Below are 19,860 nucleotides of genomic sequence, written 5' to 3'. Positions count from 1 at the left end.
TTTGCCTAAGCTACCGTAGCTACAGTTTATCCAGCGGCTCATTAGCAGCCTTTTCCATCTTGCCTTCCTGTGCTCTCTGGGCCGAGTGGCCTCGTCGTGGGGGTAGGGGCCCTCTTAAGGGCATCGCGCTGTGCATTTGAAGCTGCCGGGGGAAGGGGCCCTCTTTAGCTCTGCTCCGGCTGCCTCGCTGTCGCTCAGCACCGCAACAAATACAAGGCGCTCAACCCAAAGACTGGAAACACATTCACTTCGTGCTGCAGATTTCAGCAGTAAAGCATCAGCAATGGAAAAAGTCCTTCGACCTGAAGCAGCAGGCTCCCATCCTTGGACAAGGAGGGGTAGGGGTGGTTTGACCCGGCACTTCAGAAAAGGTGATTGTACATTACTTTCCCTACTTTTAGAACTTCACAGAAAAGGAAGTAACTAATAGCAGGTTGTTGCCCTCCGTTTCCTCTTCCCCATAAAAGATTCTGTCTTTGGAGTCATAGCCCCGGGCCTCAAACCGCCACAGGAAATTGTTTGCCGGAATGTAGTCGAAGTTAAGCGAGGCGCTGGATGTCTGGAAACCGGCGGGAGTACCTGTTACAACGATAATCTGGTCTTCATCATTATAATGCTCCACCCTACCGGCCAGGGCGAAGTGGTTGCTTAGTCTATAGCGGGCCAGCAACATAGCGGCGTACCAGCTCCCTTTCTCGTTGCTGCCAAACAATTCCTGGCGGCCATAGTCGGCACTGGCTCCCATCGAAAACCTGTCAGAGAAGGTGTAGCCAGCATTAAAATTGTTAAAGAACCGTCGCTTTGCCTCTACACCTTCCGGTGCTTCATTGCCATAGTAGTTGTTGTAGCTTAGTTCCAGTTGCGCTGTAGGGGTATAGCTGATGCCAAAGCCCAGAGACTTGGCATCATTCGTTTCCTGGATGTTCTGCCAGCCGTTGAGTACCAGAAAGGTCAGGGTTACTTGGTCAGACACGGCTGCCGTTAGCTGTGCCCCGGTCTCAAAATAGGGCGAATTTTCCGCCATCAGCGCCCGGGTGTAAATCTCATTATCGCCGGAGAAAGTAGACTCATAACCAATATGCGACGGCAGAATACCTACGTCCAGCCAAAGATCCTCAGCCAGCCGTACTCCTGCGTTTGCCTGCGCTATCAGCCGGGTTAGTTCGTTTGGCTCATCTGCATAGTTTGCCTGCACATAGGTACCCGTATGCAGTGCCAGCGTGGCCCGCACCCGGTCTGTGGCATAATCTGCCTGTAAGAAGCCCCAGTTCAGATTAAACTCATTGTGCCGGTATGCCTGCGTGGTGTAGAGGCGGTCCTGCCCGACAGGTTTCGAAAAATCATACCCATAGTATACATCCACTGCCCCGCTTAGCTGAAAAGGCGTTGCAGCGGCTTCTATGCTTAATGAGTCTATAGACTGTGCGTTTAAAAAAACAGGAGCAATGAATAATAGAAGGGAAAGTATGGTGGTAAAAAATCGCATAGTACTGTTTTAACCTTTTACTGGCCTCTTAGTGCGTAAAAAGGTACCGTGTTTCATTATTTCTTTTATGCCATTTACCTTATTTCAGGCTGATGGGTTGTCTCTGCTACAGGGCAGAATCAAAATCAGGAATCATGTTCAGGTTTGTAACGCAGGAGGACGCTCAAAGAAAAAAGAGTCAGATACCGCTAACAGCGCCTATGCCTTCCATCTCGTTTGCCGCTGTTGAATGCTTTCATGAATAATCTTGCTGTTCAAAAGAAGCAGCAAGAGCGAAATTGCATCAGTGCCGGTACTTATTTTATCGCCACTACCTGCTCCTTTTTTCTTTCACGGATACTTGCCGGAACAGCGGCTACAATTTCTTTTTGTAGCGCCTCTATCAGCTTTTTCTTCAGGAAGCTGCGGTGCACGACCAGACTTACCTCCCGCAGCGGCAGCGGCTCCTGGAAAGGGCGCACTAACCGGAGCTTTTCCTCAGGCATTTCCAGCACCGATAATTCTGGTAAAAGCGTGAGGCCGTGCTGTGTCTCTACAATACGTTTGAGTGTTTCCAAAGACCCGCTTCTGTAATCGAGGTGCCCCTTGCCCTCGGCGCCTACATGCACGCCCCTGTTGCAAATGTTGAGCACCTGGCTCCTGAAGCAGTGGCCCTCATTCAGCACCCACAGCTCTTCCAGGTCCAACTGCCCGGGATCTATAGCCTCTGACTTCGCCAGTGCATGGTCCGGGTTTACGTAAGCTACAAAGGCCTCATAAAAGAGTGGCAGCTCCCTAATGGATTTATTCTCCAGCGGTGTTACCAGCAGGCCTACATCCAGTAACTCATGATTCAGCTTTTCTACAATCTGCTCTGTCAGCAACTCCTGCACTACTACCCGCACATGGGGGTACTTCTCTAAAAAGCTGGTAATGAACAGGGGGATCAGGTAAGGGGCCAACGTAGGAATAACTCCGACACGCAGTTCCCCGCTAAGCTCCTGCTTTTGGTTCAGCACAATCTCCTGCACCTTCTTCGCCTCCGCCAGTACAATCCGGGCCTGCGCAATAATGTCTTTGCCCACTTCTGTCGGGCGCACCGGCACACGGCTTCTGTCAAAAAGTTGCACGCCAAGGTCCTCCTCCAGCTTTTGAAGCTGCATACTGAGTGTAGGCTGCGTTACAAAACAATGTTCTGCTGCGGTGGCAAAGTGCCGGTAGGTATCTACTGCCACCAGGTATTCTAACTGCACAAGCGTCATCGGTTGTGTAAATTAAATTTTAAGTATTGATTTGCCCTGAGTATTTGCGGGCACCAGCAAAGGTAACAAATAGACAAAGTTTATACTAGCATAAATATTATCGATTTGATTTATGAACATACTTGCACAATCTTTGTACATAAGCTTATAAATAACCAAAGAAGAAACGACTATGGAAAAGCTTACGAATATCGGATTACAGAAAGAGGATAGCCTGCAGATTGCCGAAAAACTGAATGAGTTGCTGGCAAACTATCATCTATATTATCAGAACCTGCGCGGATTCCACTGGAATATTAAGGGTATCCACTTCTTTCAGTTGCACGCAAAGTTTGAAGAACTATACACGGTGTCGCTTACAAAAATTGATGCCATTGCAGAGCGCATTTTAACTATCGGGCAGCAGCCTTTACATACTTTCTCTGATTATGTGCGGGTTTCCAGCATAAAGGAAGCGGGTAATCTGAGTGGCGATAAAGAAACAATATCAGTAACACATGAGAACCTAAGCACATTGCTGGACCTGGAGCGCGAGATTCTGAAGTTAGCCGCTGACACCGGCGATGAAGGTACTGTTAGCCTTATCAGCGAAGACATAAATGAAAATGAGAAAACGCTCTGGATGCTAAACGCCTTCCTGAGCTAGTTTCCTGAGGAAACTACGACTACCCAATTATATATCTAAAGCGCCTGCAGTTTCTGCCGGCGCTTTTTTGTTTACGAGGCCTCTTAAAGTTCCTTTAAAGTCCTTAAGCTTCTAGTCCCGGCGGGACGGCCTGTCAATAGAAAACCTATCATTAACTCCTAGCTCCAGAGGAGTGACCTGTTTGGTATGTATGAACAGGTTGCTCCTCTGGAGCTAGGGGTGCTTGCAGACTATCAGCTACCAACAGGTCGTCCCGCTGGGACTGGTTGAAAAGAAAGGCAGTTTCCCCGTCCCTGTCTGCCTAAGAAGGATGGAATGGTAAATAGAGGAACTCACAGTAATAAAAAGCGGCTGGCTCTTTTCAGAACCAGCCGCTTTTATTTTATAGCTTGAGGTAAGCCCTAGGACAGGACAAAGAATCAAAAGTCATTTGTCCTTCTTTAAAAAGTCCTTTGTCCCTCTTACCTCGCTTCTTCTAAACTAACCTTTGCCCATTGGCAGATGCCCCCGAGGGGTGGGTTAAATTTATATACGTTTACTTTAACAGAAGCTACAAAAGGGAATCTTTCATATACTTTATCAATGATGCGGTGCCCCAGGTGCTCAAGCAAACGGGCAGGAGACTTCATTTCGGTCAGCACCAGTTTATACAGTACCTCGTAGTTTACCGTCTCGTGCAGGTCGTCGCTTTCGGCGGCGCGGCGCAGGTCAGCATCTATAATCAGATCAATACCGTACTTGTTGCCGATTTTCTGCTCCTCATCATAATAGCCATGGAAAGCAAAAAACTCCATACCCTCCAGCGCAATCTGTCCCATACGTATGGCGGCTTAGCCTATCTCATCAAAGAATGAACCGGCAGTTGCAGTTTGCTTTACAGCACCAGCACCACTGGTAGCATAGTTGCGGGACGGCTCCGTAAGCGGCGGCTGAATTTCAGGCTTCTCTGGTTGCACTGGTTCAATATCCGGTATAGGTTGCTCAATGTCCGGAGCGGGCACACGTCCCGGATAATCCGGCTGCACTGGCTCAATTTCCGGAGAAGGCACGTTGGGTACCGTTGGCTCTATTGGGCTTGGCACCTCTGGTTGCGGCTGCGTTACGTCTGGCGCAGGGTCACCCAGTGGGTGGTACCCGTTGCTGTTGCTAATGGCTACAGGCGCGTTAGCTGCCGTAGATTCTGCCAGTTGGTATGGCCTCGTTTCAGTAGTTGTTTTCATTTCTTTCAAGGTTTTCAGTAGCTCGGCGCTTTCAACTTTCACGTTGTCGGCTCTTGAAAGAATACTCTGTGTATTGGTTTTAGGTTTTGCCTTTGTCTTTTCAGCTCTTTCCAGGGCTTCGTTGGCCAGGTTCTTCAGCTCACGAACCATCGTGTCCAGGTGGCCTTCCATGCGCTGGTAGTCCTGCTCCAGCACTTTCACTTCCTGCTTCATCTCGGTTATCAGTTTTTCTGACTGCCTTGTCGCTTCCTCGAGCACCTGGCGTGCCTGGTTGCGTGCCTGGTTCAGCAGTTCATTTGCCTGCAGTTCCGCTTCGCGGGCTCTCAGTTCTGCTGATTTGGTTGCCTGCTCCACAATGCTGCTACCAGTATCTTCGGCCGTTTTAAGTGTCTTGTAAAGTGAAGACTCCACCTCACGCAATTTCTGGGTCTCGCGGTGCGAAGCGTCCAGCTTCATGCGCAAGTCCTTATTCTCATCCAGTAACTTTTCCCACTGTTGCGAGAGCGTCATCAAAAAGGCATTTACCTCATCCTTGTCTAACCCTCTGAAAGCCTTTTCAAACGTTTTTTGTCTGATCTCTAATGGTGTAATCTTCATAACTCAACCTGTTTAATATCCCAAACCGAAATGGTGCGATCGTCACTACACGAAACTAACTGATTCTGATGAGCCGACCAAAATAATTTATTCACCGATGTGCCGTGGCTGGCATTCCGCACTTTATCGATCACCTTCAGCAGTTTAAAGGTCTCGGCATCCCAAACTTTGATGGACTTGTCCATGCTGCAGGTGGCAAAATGACGTCCGTCGGGGCTATAGGTAATATGATTGATGGTATACATATGCGCAATAGTATAGCCGCGCTCTTTGTAATTCTGCTCTACCTCCCACACCCGCAGGTGGGCATCGCGGCTTCCGGAAAGCAACAGCTTGCTATCCGGTGAATAAGCCACGGTAAACACGGAATTGGCGTGGGAGGCCATCTCGTGCTTCAGCTCCATCGTAGCAGCATCGAATATGCGTATGACGTTGTCGCTGTAGCCGATGGCCAGGTCCTGCGTTTGCGGGTTATAGGCCAGGCTGCGGGCGCTTTGGTCTGTTTTTCGAACAGTAGTCTGCAGCTTAAACGTGTCGCTGTGAAGCACGCAAACGGCACCGTTACCCATGGCTACAAATATTTTCTGCAGCTCCGGAATATAGGCAATATCAAAGATGGCTACCTTCGGGAGCGGCACCGACTTCAGTATTTTCTTATCCTTTAAATCAATTACCTGCAGCCCTTCCTGGTTTTGCCCTATGAGCAGCAGGTTCCGGTCTGCCACATAGCGGAGTGCATACACAGAGGTGCTTACCTTCGCAATAAGCTCCCCGTTCTCCGGGTTGTTCAGATCCCAGGCTGCCACCATGCCATCGCCGGCAGCCGAGAAAAAGACATGCTCCTCCCCCGACCGCTCCAGGGTGTACACACAGTCGCGGTGACCGGTGAGGGTGCTTAGTTTTTGAACTTGTACTTTACTGGTCATATTGCTGTAATGCCATATTACTGTAATACAGTATTACCGTAATTCAGTATGATATCTAATTTTAGCTAAATTTACAATAAATACGGCGAACCTGCGGTGCCCGCCAGTATAAAACCACCGCCAACGTGCCTTTTCAGCTATGCCCCTTCTGCTTACCCGACAATTAAACCCAAACACCTGGCTTGGTATCTGGCAACTACAGGAGTCCGTGCAGGATTTACGCGCCCTACTGCCACTACATGCCGATGTCAGCGCTATGGCAGGCAAGGTACACCCCAGGCGGCAACAGGAGTGGCTGGCCAGCAGGGTGCTGGTGTATCAGTTGCTGCCCCACTTCACATCGGAGCCACTGGTGCTGGCGCGGGATGAGAACGGCAGGCCCTACTTTCAGGACCAGCCTCTGCACGTGTCTATTACGCACTCGCCACACCTGGCCGCCGTTATACTTTCAGGGCAGCATCAGGTTGGCATAGATATTGAACTAATAACCCCGAAGGCACTGCGCGTAGCAGATAAGTTTTTGACAGAAGCAGAGAAGCGCTGTACCGCATCCGATGAAAAAGCTACCTGCCTATACTGGAGTGCCAAAGAAACATTGTACAAATTGTACAGCCGTAAAAAGCTGGTATTGAAGGATAATTTGTTGATAAGTCCGGGTTTGGAGCCAAATATGCTGCTGGGTCGTGTGCAAATCGAAAATTTTTCTAAATTGTACCAGATTCATCACGACACCATACAGGAACACGTGCTTACCTACTGCATCGACAGTGAATCAAAGACTACAACCTAAACCCTGTTATATGAAATACTTAGCCTCTCTTGCTACAGCCTTGTTCCTTTCAGTTGGTGCTTTTGCTCAGTCTGGAGGCTATCAACTGGGCGATAAAGTAACAAATTTCACTCTGAAGAGCAGTAATAACCAAACTGCTTCCCTGTCTGATTTCACCAATGCCAAAACTGTGGTACTGGTGTTTACAAACAGCCAATGCCCCTATGCAAAATTGTACGAAAACCGGCTGGTTACTTTGTCCAGCACCTATGCCAACCAGGGCGTGCAGTTTGTTTTCGTGAACCCGGGTGTAGGTGACGGAAGTGAGACACTGGAGGCAATGGCCGCCAAAAACTATAGTTTTCCTTACTTAGCCGATGAAGGCCAGAAGGTGAGCAGGCAGTTTGGTGCCACCAAAACACCGGAAGTATTCGTGCTGCACAACACGGGTGATGGCTTTGTGCTGAAATACAAGGGGGCGATAGACGATAACCCACAGGTGGAAAGCGGCGTGAAGAACTACTACCTCAGAAGCGTGATTGATTCGGTACTGGCAAATAAAGCAGTAGCAACACCTGACAAGCGCGCCACGGGCTGTTTAATCAAGAAGTATTAGTAACTGAAAATATAAACAAACCAAAGAAGGCAACCGCATGCGGTTGCCTTCTTTGGTTTAGCTAATGCCTGTTCTATTTACATACCACTTTCATCGTCTGTGATGGCTGCAAGCAGTTTGGTTACTTCAGTCGCCTTTTCCAGGTCATCCATCTTCTCGAACGAGAAGGCCAGGTTACGCAGCGCCCGCTTTACAATATCTAGGTTAGAGCAGGGCTCATAAAAGATATCAATCGGGTTCAGGTTAAGCTGCAGGATATAATTGTCTATGTCTGCCTTAGAAAGGATAAGCCCTTTGTTGTACACGTTGATGTAAAACTGCACCCCATCCATCTTATAAGTCAGAATAAATAGGTTTGGCAGGTTTACACCATATACCGGCATTCCGAGTCGCTGCGCCAGCGTCATGTAAATAACGCACAACGTCAGCGGATTTCCACGCTTTGACTCCAGCACCAGGTGCAGCATGGAGTTTGCCGGCGAATGAAAGTTTTTGGTGTTTGCCGAAAAGCGCTTTTCCCGGAACAGCACATTGTTCAGCGACTTTACCTGGTCATACGGATGCATCTCGTCCTTCATGTGTGTCCAGGCATCAAAGTAAAGCTGGTCCATTGTTTTGGTAATGTCGCTGAATTCCACATCCGGGTACATGTAAGAATTTACGAGCCACATGCCCTCCAGCAGATTCTCTGCTCCGCTTTCTTTCCACGCTTTCAGCCTGGCATGCAATCCTTCAAACTGCAGGTTGTGTATCAGGTCCTCTATCTTTTTCTGAAGGTCCGAGTCAAGCGTCTCTTCCCACTCTTCCTCCAAAAAGGGTATTATCCCCTCTCCCAACGCCACAATCCGCTGTTCTACGTGCTGCGCCACCTCGTTGTCATGATCTTCCAACAACGAGATCATCGCCTTTATTTCTTTCTTCGTCACTATACTCTCCTATATAAAAATTCAATATCTAAATCCGGAATTTAAACTGCCTGAGGCAAGCGCACATATTGGCGTATGATTTCTCTTGATAAAAATCTCAAACATGAGCCAGGCATACAAGGCGCAACGATGTTTCTGCTATAACCATGCCTTTTGCAGGGAGCAGATAGCTGCTTCGCAGCATTAATCACCTGTTTTTGACGCCTGCCTTTAGACTGTTAGCGCTTTCCTTAACTTCATTTAAGGTGTACGATAGGTTACCCGACGCTTCCGAATTTTAATCTATAATTTTAAGTTATTTGCTAACTTATCACGTCTGTATTACGCCCACATTGTATTGTTTCTCAATCGGGGCGTGATTGGCAGCCTCAATTCCCATGGAGATTACTTTTCGTGTTTCCAGTGGTTCTATGATGCCGTCCACCCACAGACGGGCGGCCGCGTAGTACGGCGACAATTCTTCGTTATACTTGTTTGTGATGCGCTCTAATAGCTCTGCCTCGGCTTCAGGAGTTATCTCCTCCCCTTTGGCTTTCAGCGATGATACCTGTATCTGCAGCAGTGTTTTAGCAGCTGCGGCCCCACTCATTACGGCTAACTGGGCCGTTGGCCAGGAATAGATCAGGCGCGGGTCGTATGCTTTTCCGCACATGGCGTAATTGCCGGCCCCGTAGCTGTTGCCCACCAGAATGGTGAATTTCGGCACCACCGAGTTGGACATGGCACTCACCATTTTGGCACCGTCTTTAATAATACCGCCATGCTCTGATTTGCTGCCCACCATAAACCCGGACACGTCCTGCAGGAACACCAGCGGAATCTTCTTCTGGTTGCAGTTCATGATAAAGCGGGCAGCTTTATCGGCAGAATCGGAGTAGATAACGCCTCCCATCTGCATCTCACCCTTTTTGCTCTTCACAATCTTGCGCTGGTTTGCCACAATGCCCACCGACCAGCCATCGATGCGGGCCAGGCCACAAATCAGCGTCTGCCCATATAATTCTTTGTAGGGCTCAAACTCAGAGTTATCAATCAGGCGATAGATGATATCCATCATATCGTAGGGCTTCACGCGGTCTGATGGCAGCAGGCCGTAGATCTCCTGCTCATCCAGCCTTGGAGCAGCAGGGGCAGCGCGGTTGAAGCCCGCTTTCGGATTATCGCCCATCTTGTCGAAGATGTTGCGGATATGGTTCAGGGCCTCTTGATCGTCTTTGCACTTATAATCGGTAACACCGGATATCTCGGAATGGGTGGTTGCACCGCCCAGTGTTTCGTTGTCGATGGTCTCGCCAATGGCAGATTTCACTAAGTAGGAACCCGCCAGGAAAACAGAGCCTGTGCCTTCCACAATTAATGCCTCATCGCTCATGATGGGCAGGTAAGCACCACCTGCCACGCAACTGCCCATGATAGCGGCAATCTGTACGATGCCCATCGAGCTCATCACGGCATTGTTGCGGAACATGCGGCCAAAGTGTTCTTTATCCGGGAAAATCTCGTTCTGCATGGGCAGGAAAACGCCGGCACTATCCACCAGATATACAATCGGGAGCTTGTTCTCGATAGAGATTTCCTGTGCCCGCAGGTTTTTCTTGGCTGTGATAGGGAACCAGGCGCCTGCTTTTACAGTGGCATCGTTGGCCACCACCACACACTGCCGGCCCTTGATGTACCCGATGCCTGTTACCACGCCACCACTTGGACAGCCGCCTACTTCCTCATACATGCCCTCCCCGGCAAAGGCACCTATTTCCAGAAACTCAGCGTCCTCATCGAGCAGATAGCTGACACGCTCGCGTGCGGTCATCTTGCCTTTTTCGTGCTCTTTCCGGATTCGCTTCTCTCCTCCTCCCTGGTGTACTTTGTTCAGTTTTGTTTTCAGCTGGTATACCAACTGCTTTAATGCATCTTCGTTTTTGTTGAATTCGATATCCATGCAGACTTTTTTGTGGTGTAGAACTGACAGCGTAAAAAGAAAAATCCGCCCTTAGAAGCGGATTTTACAAATATACAATTTTTAGTCCTGAAGGTTTAGTTAGCTTTCACCGAATCGGCTTTAGCAGGCTGCACAGCGGCCCCGGTTCCAGTAACAGGTGCCGCAGGTACCGGCACATACACTGTGTCAGGCACTGTCCGGAATTCTTCCGGGTTCTGCTCCTGTATCTCTTTTACTTCTTCCAGAGACACCACACGGCCTGTTTCATCTACTTTATACCTGTCTTTGCGGCCAAACACAGAGAAGTTTACATAACGCTTCGGATAGGCCTGAATATCGCGCAGCAGCGCATTGAGTGCTGCCGTAGAGTTGTTCAGGTTTTCATACAGTGCCTCGTCGTTCATCAGCTTTCCTGCGGTGCCCTGGCTGGTGTTGAGCTTTGTAGCGGCTGCCTGCAGTTCTGCCACGGCTTCGTTAGTGTTCTTCACCAGTTGGGTAATCTCCACCTGCTTCAGCGTATCCGTGATATCAGCCATGTTAAGGGCCAGCCTGTTAATGTTGCGTTCTGTCTGCTGCAAAGAAGCCGTCAGCGCATTAATATTGGAAGTAATCTGGTTGATATTGGCTTGATTAGATCGGAGAATCTCGTTTATGGCTGCGGTGGTAGCCTTTGTGTTGGCCAATATATCCTCCACATTACCCTTTGCTTCGCTTTCCAGCATCCTGTTCACACGGGCAAGTGTGGTATCTACTTTATCTATCACCGGCACCGTTTTAGTAGATATGATGTCTGCAATGCTGCTTTCTTCATAGGCTATCAGCCTTTCGCCGCCGTCGTATTGTGTGGTGCTATTACCCAGGTAAAGCCTGATGGTCTTTCCTCCTAAAAGGTCAGAGTTACCAAGGGCCGCAATGGTAGAGTCCCCTACATTCAATTCCTTGAGTACATCTAGCCGTACCTGTATGTGGTTTCCCTGGTCTGTCAGCAAAACCATTTCCTGCACCGTTCCCACCTTAATACCGTTCAGCATCACGGGGTTAGACGTTGTCAGACCATCCACATTGTCATACACCACATAGTAGGAATGGGTGTCTGAGAATATGTCAGAGCCTTTTAAAAACATAAAGCCAAAGTACAGGACAACGATGGCTACTATAGCTAATAAGGCTACTTTTACTTCTTTAGAAATCTTCACGTAAGAGCGTTTAGTATTAATTCATGATTTCCAGTTCCTTCTTGTATTCTTTGAAGGCCCGGTATATCCCTGATGCCATATACGTTTGCCCGGTTTTATCGTTAAGGAATTTCTCTTCTGCAGGATTTGTAAGGAACCCGCACTCAATGAGAACACTCGGCATATAAGACTTCCAGAGCACTAAAAAGGGAGCCTGCTTCACGCCCCGGCTCTTGCGCCCCACTCTGGTACGAAACTCGCTCTCCACCTTATCGGCAAAGCGCAGGCTGTTGTCGATATAGGCGCTCTGGTGCAACGTGAACAGGATGTGACTTTGTGGCGAGTTAGGGTCAAAGCCGTTGTAGTTTTCCTTGTAGTTATCCTCCTGCAAAACCACCGCGTTCTCACGCTTGGCTACCAAAAGGTTGCCTTCAGACTTCTGAATACCCATGGTATAGGTTTCTGTTCCGTAGGCTGTGGCAGGCCCGGAGTTAAGGTGAATGGAAATAAACAGGTCGGCGTTGTTTTTATTTGCGATGCCGGCGCGGTCTATCAACTCAACAAAGTTGTCATCCTTGCGGGTATAGACTACCTTTACATCAGGCAGGTTCTGCTCAATGAGCGCGCCTACCTGTAGGGCGAGTTTAAGGGCAACATCAGCTTCATGCGACATTTTTCCGTTACACCCCACATCTTTCCCTCCATGCCCTGCATCAATTACTACCGTGCGCAGTTTATAATTTCTCTTAAATTCCAGTGTATTGGAAGAACAGAGCAGCAAAACGATAGCCAGAAACGAAACAACAACAATATTTTTCACAACTTTCGTTAGTTAAAAGTTAAACAATAACTTTGTACAAAATAAGTAAACTTTTAGGGAACTCTGAAGATTTGCGCCACTTTTTAATTTTTTTACTGCTGCTGCCTTTTGCCTTGCTCACGCCTTTGCTGGTGGAGGGCCAGGTATTGCAGCAAACGCCTGCCGCAGGGCAGGATACTACGCTTGCCGCACCAGATTCTGTAGCACTCTCCGCACCAAGTGGCGATATCGCAACAACAATCAAATATGCTGCCAGAGACTCCATTCTCTTTGACGTAGAGCGCGAGGTGGTATACCTCTACGGTGATGCTAAGATTAACTATGGTACCATGTCGATGGAGGCCGCCTACATTGAGATAGACTACGAAACCAATATGCTGACGGCCACCACCCTCACCGACTCAACCGGAAAAGAGGTGGGGGTACCTGTGTTTACAGACGGAGGCGAAACCTACGCAGCTAAACGCATCGCCTACAACTATAAAAGCAGGCGGGGGCGCATTTCTGAAGTAGTAACGCAGCAGGGTGAGGGATATATACACGCGGAGGTGGTAAAAAGAAACGAAAACAACGAGTTCTTCGGACTGCACTCCCGCTATACCACCTGTAACCTGGAGCACCCGCACTTCTACATCGGGTCCCAGAAGTTTAAAGTGATTCCGAACGACAAGGTAATGTCGGGTCCGTTCAACCTCGTTATCGGGGACATACCTACACCACTAGGCTTCCTGTTCGGGCTCTTCCCAACACCCAAAGCACAAAAGAGGTCGTCGGGCATACAGGTGCCCAGTTTCGGGGAAAACACACGGGGCTTTTACCTGCAGGACCTCGGCTACTACTTTGCCTGGAACGACTACATCGGCACGCTGGTGCAGGCAGACATTTACTCGCTGGGAGGGTACAACATAGACGCCAAAACAGACTACGTAAAGCGCTACAGCTACAGAGGGTCATTTGGCTTACAGTACAATTTCTTAAAGAATGATGAGGCTGACATAGCCTATAGCGCCAGGTCAACAAACGAGAATTTGCTGCCGCCAACACAGCGCAGCATTTGGATTGACTGGTCACACACACCAGTGCAGAAGCCGGGGCGCGGCCGCTTCTCAGCTAACGTACGGGCAGGAACCCCAGGCCACCAGCGTGTAAACTATAACAGCGCATCAAATTACCTTGCAGCACAGTTTAACTCTTCTATATCCTATCAGAAAACAATCCCGAACTCCCCGTTCAGCTATACTATAAACGCGCGCCAGTCACAGAGTAACTCGCCTCAGCGAAGCCGTGCTGCCGGTGACGGAAGCACGGTTCCCGGTGCAGGAAATATGTCTTTTGTGCTTCCTGACCTGAGTTTGAGCATGACTACTGTGAGTATTTATGAGCTTTTCAGTGATGCACCTTCTACCGGCGCCTGGTATGAGAATTTCACGATTGGCTACAACGTGCGGGCACGTAACGAGGTATCGAATAATATACCTGCACGCAGTTTTCCGGGTTTAACCAATTTCATTGGTCAAACCCGTGCCGACACAACGCTGCCTATCAGCTTTAACAATATTCAGGAGCTTTGGGAAAATGGCAAAAGGGAAGCAAACCACAACCTGAGCATCGGCCTTGGTAACTATAAAGTTTTCCGCTTCTTTAACTTCTCTCCGAGCGTGAGCTATGGCGAAACATGGCTTGACGAGAAGTACACGTTCAGCTTTGACCCGGACTCTCAGAAAGTAGATATTGACACCACAAACTTTGGCCGGGTGTATCAGTATGCCGCAGGCGCCTCGCTCAATACCACTATTTACGGTACCGCTTATATCAAAGGCAAGCGTGTAGAGGCTATCCGCCACCTTATCAGGCCAAGTATCAGCTACAACTATCGCCCCGACTTTGGCGATGAACGCTTTGGCTTTTACCAGGAGGTTATGACGGGTATAGCCTCGGATAATACGGCGCGGGTTCAGACACTGTCACGTTTTCGTTCGGGAGCACCGGGCTCTTCCATGAGCAGTGCAATGGGCTTTTCGATAGACAATAACATTGAGATGAAGGTGCGCTCCAAAACCGACACTGCCGCGACCAAGTTCGAGAAGGTGACACTCATCAACAACCTAAGGTTAAGCTCCGGCTACGACTTTGCCGCAGACTCTTTTAAACTGGCTCCTATCCGCCTCACGATGAACACCCGCTTGTTTAAAATGGTGGATGTCACCCTGGCTTCCGCCTTCGATCCTTATAGAATCAGCACGAATGATGCAGGAGTTGCCAGAAGAGTAGACGAGTATTACCTGGATTTAAGAAGGCTCAGGCTGGCTAGAGTAACCACTGCAAACCTGAACCTGCGCACCAACCTGAACCCGGCAGCAAGAAAAACGGAGACCACCTCTCCTACTAACCTGCCTGCCCTGCAGCAGGACATGGACCCTTTGCTGCCAGATTATATCGACTTTAAGATTCCATGGACACTTGCCCTGGACTACACCCTGTCTTACAACCGTAGCCTTTCAAATGTCGTGGACATCAGACAGACATTTGGCATGAACGGCACCCTGGGCATTACGGAGATGTGGCAGGTGTCTTACAACGCCAACTACGACTTTGTAAACAATAACATTGCGCACGCCAACGTAAACATTCACCGCGACCTGCACTGCTGGGACATGAGCATCGGCTGGGTGCCGTTCGGTATCATGCGGGGCTACAACATCACCATCAATGCCCGCTCAGCCTTGCTGCGTGACCTCAAGCTCACAAAAAGAAGCAGAGGCAACGCCCTCTACCAGTAAAAACAAAAGCAGCCACTCTAATTTGGCTGCTTTTGTTTTTAGATTTTATAGCTTTACAGCCTAAACCTGTATCAACTATGTCTGTTCATAAAAGCGACGTAAAGAAAATAACTACGCACCAGCTGCAGAACATGAAGGAACGCAGCGAGAAGATATCGATGCTCACCGCGTATGATTTCTCGATGGCAACCATACTGGATGCTGCCGGCACAGACGTGCTGTTGGTGGGCGACTCTGCCTCTAACGTAATGGCGGGTCATGAAACCACGCTTCCTATCACACTGGACCAGATGATATACCATGCCTCCTCCGTGGTGCGGGGGGTGAGCAGAGCCTTTGTAGTGGTGGATCTGCCCTTCGGTTCTTACCAGGGCAATTCCTCCGAGGCCTTGCGTTCCGCCATCCGCATCATGAAGGAGTCCGGCGCGCACGGCATTAAACTGGAAGGCGGTGCCGAAATTAAAGAATCTGTTACCCGCATCCTGAGTGCAGGCGTGCCGGTGATGGGGCATTTGGGCCTGACGCCACAGTCTATCTACAAATTCGGCACGTACTCTGTCCGCGCTAAAGAAGACGCCGAGGCACAAAAACTGATTGAGGATGCGCAGTTGCTACAGGAGTTAGGTTGCTTTGCCATTGTACTGGAGAAAATACCTTCTGAACTGGCCAAGCGCGTGGCGGAAACGCTGACCATTCCCATCATCGGCATCGGTGCCGGCCCACATGTAGACGGGCAGGTACTGGTAGTGCACGACATGCTGGGCATCAACAAAGAATTCAAGCCCCGCTTCCTGCGCCGCTACGCCGACCTGCACACCATCATGACGGATGCTGTAACCAACTACATTAAAGACGTGAAGAGCCTCGACTTCCCAAATGAGAAGGAAGCCTACTAAACTGAATTATGAATGATGAATTAGAAATTATGAATGGGAGCGGCAGCTTAAATGTTACTCCCTCACCGCTAATTCATAATTCATAATTTCTAATTCATCATTCAAATGTTAGAAGTTCTTTTTGAGGATAACCATGTGCTGGCGGTGAATAAACCTGCGGGGTTGCTGGTGCACGGTGATGAAACCGGAGATACCACGCTGGCTGACCTGGCCAAGGAGTACATCAGGGAGAAGTATAACAAGCCGGGCAATGTATTTATAGGCGTGGTGCACCGTCTCGACCGACCGGTTAGCGGTGTTATACTACTCGCCAAAACCTCAAAAGCCCTGGCACGCCTGAACGAACTCTTCAGGAGCAAGAAAACAAAAAAGACATACTGGGCCGTGGTGCAGAACAGGCCAGTGCAGGAAGAGGGAACACTGGTGCACTGGCTGATAAAAGACAGCGCTAAGAACATCACCAAAGCCTACGCCAAAGAAAATAAAAGCGGCCAGCGCTCAGAACTCAACTACAAACTCCTGAGCGCACAGCAGAACAAATACCTGTTAGAGGTCAATCCCATCACGGGCAGGTCGCACCAGATACGAGTGCAACTTGCTTCTATGCGCTGCCCTATTCTGGGTGACCTCAAGTATGGGGCTCCACAGCCCCTTCCAGATAAAAGTATTGCCCTGCATGCGCGCCAGCTACAGTTTGAGCACCCTACGCTCAAAACAACTGTAACAGTGAGCGCTCTGCCGCCACAGAATGCCGCCTGGGCACCGTTCCGGCAATTATAATCATTGCCCAAAAGATGATTTTAATCATTTTTCTGAACTTTTACCCCCTCTTCTCTATTTTACATTAAATTCGTGTTGTAGATTTGCGTAAATGCATGGCACGGTTATCGCAACCAGAGCCCTACAACAGACTCAAACTATCATCATTCCATAAATTAATGGCCGTACTCATTTTCCTAGTAGTGCATTGGTATCTGTCGCTTTTCGCACAGACGTTTTACCTGCACCGTTATGCCGCTCACAAAATGTTCACGATGAACCCATTTTGGGAGAAGGCTTTTTACCTGCTGACTTACCTCGCGCAGGGCTCGTCTTTCCTTTCGCCGCGTGCCTATGCTATTTTGCACCGCATGCACCACGCTTTCTCTGACACGGAGCGCGACCCACACTCGCCGCATTTTTCTAACAATGCGTTCACGATGATGTGGAAGACAAAAGAAATTTACAACAACGTACTGCATAACCGTGTGGAGGCAGAACGTCGCTTCGAAGGCGATTACCCGGTGTGGCCTGCACTAGAGAAAGTAGGTGACTCTTACTACTCCAGAATAGGATGGGGCGTATTTTACGTGGTATTCTATATTGCCTTCGCTACACAGTGGTGGATGTTCCTGCTGCTGCCCATCCACTTCCTGATGGGGCCTATACACGGCGCTATCGTAAACTGGAGCGGCCACAAGTATGGCTATCAGAACTTCGACAACAACGATAAATCAAGAAACTCGCTTTTCTTCGACTTCCTGACAGGCGGTGAACTGTTCCAGAACAACCACCACAAGCTGCCTAACCGCGTAAACTTCGGAGTGAAGTGGTGGGAAGTAGACCCAACCTGGCCGGTTATCTGGACGCTGAACAAGCTCCACGTCATCAAGCTGAAGCCAGCGAAGGTAAAAGCAGCAACAAGAACAAAAAGCAAAGACCGCAGCTTAACTATATAAATTGCATAAAAGAAGCCCTCCCGCAACGGAGGGCTTCTTTTATATAGGAATAGGTGGTTTGTAGGTTCAACGCTCAAGCTTTGCCACTGGTATTGCTCCTTTTGCTACGTAACTGAAATTCTGGTGCATACGCCGCACTAATTTCAGATAAGTTTGTAATTATTAACATATAAATTCTTACCTTTGCGGTTCTAAAAACTGGCGGACGGGCTCCGCCGACATAAATTTTATATATAAAATGGCAGTAAAAATCAGACTGGCCCGCAGAGGCCGCAAAAAATCAGCTATCTATGATATCGTAGTAGCAGATGCAAGATCACCACGTGATGGTAAGTTCATTGAGAAACTGGGTACTTACAACCCTAACACTAACCCTGCGTCTATTGACTTCAGCGAAGACAAGGCGTTTCAGTGGTTAATGAACGGTGCACAGCCTACTGACACTGTAAAAGCAATGCTTTCTTACACTGGCGTACTTTACAGAAGACACCTGCAAATTGGTGTTATCAAAGGTGCTATTTCTCAGGAAACTGCTGATTCTCGTCTGGCAGAGTGGAAAGAAGCGAAGCAATCTAAAATTGAGGACAAGCGCCAGACTGTTGGTTCTGCTAAAGAAGCTGCCAGAAAAGCTGCTTTCGATGCTGAAACTAAAGTGAAAGAAGCGCGTGCCGAGGCTATCCGTCAGCGTGAAGCTGAGAAAGCTGCAGCAAACGCTCCTGCTCCTGCTGCTGAAGAAGCTACTGAGGCACCTGCCGAAGGCGAAGCTACCACAGAAGAGCAAGCATAAATTAAACTGCCATGAATATTGATGACTGCTTCCAGTTAGGCTTTATCGTCAAAACCCATGGCACCAAGGGGCAAGTAGTCGCGTTTTTTGATGTAGACTACCCCGAAGATTATGAAGATTTGGAATCAGTTTTCCTTGAGCAAAAAGGAAGACTGGTTCCTTTTTTTATAGACACCATGGAGCCGGTGCAGAAAGGCCGCTTCATCATCCGGTTCGAGGATGTTAAAACCATCGAGCAGGCCGAAGCACTACGCAACACAGCTATTTACCTGCCCCTCGATGAGCTGCCGGAACTGGAAGATGACCAGTTTTACTTCCATGATGTTATCGGATACCAGGTGGTAGACCAGAACTACGGCCCGCTGGGTATTGTAAAAGAGTTTTACGACCTGCCCCAGCAGCAGCTGATGGCCATGGAATACCTGAACCAGGAGATGCTGGTGCCGGTGATTGACGAAGTCTTTCTGCGCGCTGACCACGAGACAAAGCAACTGCATGTGAACATGCCGGAAGGCCTGCTGGAAGTATACACCCAGCCGGGTGGCCCTGACGAAGCCGACGACGAAGACGATTCGGAAGAACAACAATAATGCGTTTTGACATCATCAGCTGCCAGCCTGACCTGCTGGACAGCCCCTTCAGCCATTCTATCTTAAAACGTGCGCAGCAAAAAGGACTTGTGGAAATCCATATCCACGACCTGCGCAAGTATGCTGTGAACAAACACGGCCAGATAGATGACTATGCCTTTGGAGGCGGTGCCGGCATGGTGATGATGATTGAACCCATTGACAAGCTCTTATCGGAACTAAAAGCGGAGCGGACGTATGACGCCATCATCTACATGACGCCGGACGGACAGACGCTGAACCAGAGAACCGTGAATCAGTTTTCGCTGCTGCAGAATGTTATTATCCTGTGCGGGCATTATAAGGGCGTGGATGAGCGCGTGCGGCAACACTTTGTGACCCACGAAATCAGCATAGGCGACTATGTGCTGTCAGGTGGTGAACTGGGAGCGGCTGTGCTGGCAGATGCCATTATCCGCATTATACCTGGTGTGCTGAATGATGAGTCTTCGGCGCTGACGGATTCTTTTCAGGATGGACTACTGGCTCCGCCTGTTTATACCCGGCCAGCGGAATATAAAGGCATGCAGGTGCCGGAGATACTGCTTTCTGGCAACAACCCGAAGATTGAGGAGTGGCGTTTTGAGCAAGCGGTGGAGCGCACAAAACAGCGCCGCCCCGACCTGCTGGACGATTAAAGTAGCTAAATAACACTGCTGCGGGGCTTTTAAAGCTACGAGCCTCACAGT

At 49.1% G+C, this 19,860-nt stretch carries 19 protein-coding genes; 10 read left to right on the top strand and 9 right to left on the bottom strand.

Annotated features, from left to right (window positions below; all coding sequences use genetic code 11):
* Positions 1–397 precede the first annotated feature (397 nt).
* Both DXT99_RS00490 and DXT99_RS00485 read right to left on the bottom strand, forming a co-directional pair.
* On the bottom strand, positions 398–1,486 hold the full coding sequence (locus DXT99_RS00490; protein WP_115563552.1) for a porin: 1,089 nt from the start codon (positions 1,484–1,486) through the stop codon (positions 398–400).
* Between the two features lie 296 nt (positions 1,487–1,782).
* Entirely contained in the window at positions 1,783–2,727 is a 945-nt protein-coding gene (locus DXT99_RS00485; RefSeq protein WP_115563551.1) for a hydrogen peroxide-inducible genes activator, read from the bottom strand.
* A 172-nt stretch (positions 2,728–2,899) separates the two neighbouring features.
* On the opposite strand from DXT99_RS00485, the gene DXT99_RS00480 reads away from it, so the two are divergent.
* A complete protein-coding gene (locus tag DXT99_RS00480; RefSeq protein ID WP_115563550.1) occupies positions 2,900–3,373 on the top strand; it encodes a Dps family protein in 474 nt (157 codons plus the stop codon).
* Between the two features lie 461 nt (positions 3,374–3,834).
* Here DXT99_RS00480 and folB read toward each other — a convergent pair whose 3' ends face one another.
* The 3 genes from folB to DXT99_RS00465 are packed head-to-tail and all read right to left on the bottom strand — an operon-like array spanning position 3,835 to position 6,116.
* Positions 3,835–4,191, bottom strand: a complete 357-nt coding sequence (gene folB / locus DXT99_RS00475) for a dihydroneopterin aldolase (RefSeq protein ID WP_115563549.1) — start codon at positions 4,189–4,191, stop codon at positions 3,835–3,837.
* A 12-nt stretch (positions 4,192–4,203) separates the two neighbouring features.
* Entirely contained in the window at positions 4,204–5,190 is a 987-nt protein-coding gene (locus tag DXT99_RS00470; protein WP_115563548.1) for a DivIVA domain-containing protein, read from the bottom strand.
* A complete protein-coding gene (locus DXT99_RS00465; RefSeq protein ID WP_115563547.1) occupies positions 5,187–6,116 on the bottom strand; it encodes a WD40 repeat domain-containing protein in 930 nt (309 codons plus the stop codon). Before DXT99_RS00465 ends, DXT99_RS00470 begins: the two co-directional genes overlap by 4 nt.
* Before the next feature lie 139 nt (positions 6,117–6,255).
* Here DXT99_RS00465 and DXT99_RS00460 point away from each other — a divergent pair, with 139 nt between their 5' ends.
* Positions 6,256–6,906 carry a 4'-phosphopantetheinyl transferase family protein gene (locus DXT99_RS00460; protein ID WP_115563546.1) on the top strand — a complete coding sequence of 217 codons (651 nt, stop codon included), beginning with the start codon at positions 6,256–6,258 and terminating at the stop codon, positions 6,904–6,906.
* A gap of 10 nt (positions 6,907–6,916) precedes the next feature.
* Complete coding sequence (locus tag DXT99_RS00455) at positions 6,917–7,501, top strand: thioredoxin family protein (RefSeq protein ID WP_115563545.1); 585 nt, start codon at positions 6,917–6,919, stop codon at positions 7,499–7,501.
* Between the two features lie 77 nt (positions 7,502–7,578).
* Here the strand turns inward: DXT99_RS00455 and DXT99_RS00450 are convergent, their stop codons facing one another.
* From DXT99_RS00450 to DXT99_RS00435, 4 genes are all read right to left on the bottom strand, one after another.
* A complete protein-coding gene (locus tag DXT99_RS00450; protein WP_115563544.1) occupies positions 7,579–8,427 on the bottom strand; it encodes a transglutaminase-like domain-containing protein in 849 nt (282 codons plus the stop codon).
* A gap of 310 nt (positions 8,428–8,737) precedes the next feature.
* Positions 8,738–10,366 carry an acyl-CoA carboxylase subunit beta gene (locus tag DXT99_RS00445; RefSeq protein ID WP_115563543.1) on the bottom strand — a complete coding sequence of 543 codons (1,629 nt, stop codon included), beginning with the start codon at positions 10,364–10,366 and terminating at the stop codon, positions 8,738–8,740.
* 95 nt (positions 10,367–10,461) lie between these two features.
* Entirely contained in the window at positions 10,462–11,562 is a 1,101-nt protein-coding gene (locus DXT99_RS00440; RefSeq protein WP_115563542.1) for an MlaD family protein, read from the bottom strand.
* Between the two features lie 16 nt (positions 11,563–11,578).
* Entirely contained in the window at positions 11,579–12,361 is a 783-nt protein-coding gene (locus tag DXT99_RS00435) for an N-acetylmuramoyl-L-alanine amidase family protein (RefSeq protein WP_115563541.1), read from the bottom strand.
* A 71-nt stretch (positions 12,362–12,432) separates the two neighbouring features.
* Here DXT99_RS00435 and DXT99_RS00430 point away from each other — a divergent pair, with 71 nt between their 5' ends.
* From DXT99_RS00430 to trmD, 7 genes are all read left to right on the top strand, one after another.
* Positions 12,433–15,141 carry a putative LPS assembly protein LptD gene (locus DXT99_RS00430; RefSeq protein ID WP_147294147.1) on the top strand — a complete coding sequence of 903 codons (2,709 nt, stop codon included), beginning with the start codon at positions 12,433–12,435 and terminating at the stop codon, positions 15,139–15,141.
* A 77-nt stretch (positions 15,142–15,218) separates the two neighbouring features.
* Positions 15,219–16,037, top strand: coding sequence for a 3-methyl-2-oxobutanoate hydroxymethyltransferase (gene panB / locus DXT99_RS00425; protein ID WP_115563539.1), 819 nt, complete (start codon positions 15,219–15,221; stop codon positions 16,035–16,037).
* 105 nt (positions 16,038–16,142) lie between these two features.
* Positions 16,143–16,817, top strand: a complete 675-nt coding sequence (locus tag DXT99_RS00420) for an RluA family pseudouridine synthase (RefSeq protein WP_115563538.1) — start codon at positions 16,143–16,145, stop codon at positions 16,815–16,817.
* A 158-nt stretch (positions 16,818–16,975) separates the two neighbouring features.
* Positions 16,976–17,755 carry an acyl-CoA desaturase gene (locus DXT99_RS00415; RefSeq protein WP_115563537.1) on the top strand — a complete coding sequence of 260 codons (780 nt, stop codon included), beginning with the start codon at positions 16,976–16,978 and terminating at the stop codon, positions 17,753–17,755.
* 238 nt (positions 17,756–17,993) lie between these two features.
* Positions 17,994–18,542, top strand: coding sequence for a 30S ribosomal protein S16 (locus tag DXT99_RS00410; protein ID WP_115563536.1), 549 nt, complete (start codon positions 17,994–17,996; stop codon positions 18,540–18,542).
* Positions 18,543–18,553: 11 nt separating this feature from the next.
* Positions 18,554–19,132 carry a ribosome maturation factor RimM gene (rimM, locus tag DXT99_RS00405; protein WP_115563535.1) on the top strand — a complete coding sequence of 193 codons (579 nt, stop codon included), beginning with the start codon at positions 18,554–18,556 and terminating at the stop codon, positions 19,130–19,132.
* Positions 19,132–19,809: a tRNA (guanosine(37)-N1)-methyltransferase TrmD gene (trmD, locus tag DXT99_RS00400; protein ID WP_115563534.1), complete on the top strand. Its 678-nt coding sequence runs from the start codon at positions 19,132–19,134 to the stop codon at positions 19,807–19,809. The genes rimM and trmD overlap by 1 nt, the downstream gene beginning before the upstream one ends.
* The last annotated feature ends 51 nt before the right edge of the window (positions 19,810–19,860 follow it).

Origin of the sequence: Pontibacter diazotrophicus, from assembly GCF_003367245.1 — a bacterium.
GTDB lineage: Bacteria > Bacteroidota > Bacteroidia > Cytophagales > Hymenobacteraceae > Pontibacter > Pontibacter diazotrophicus.
This window is presented reverse-complemented; position numbering and strand designations above follow the sequence as displayed.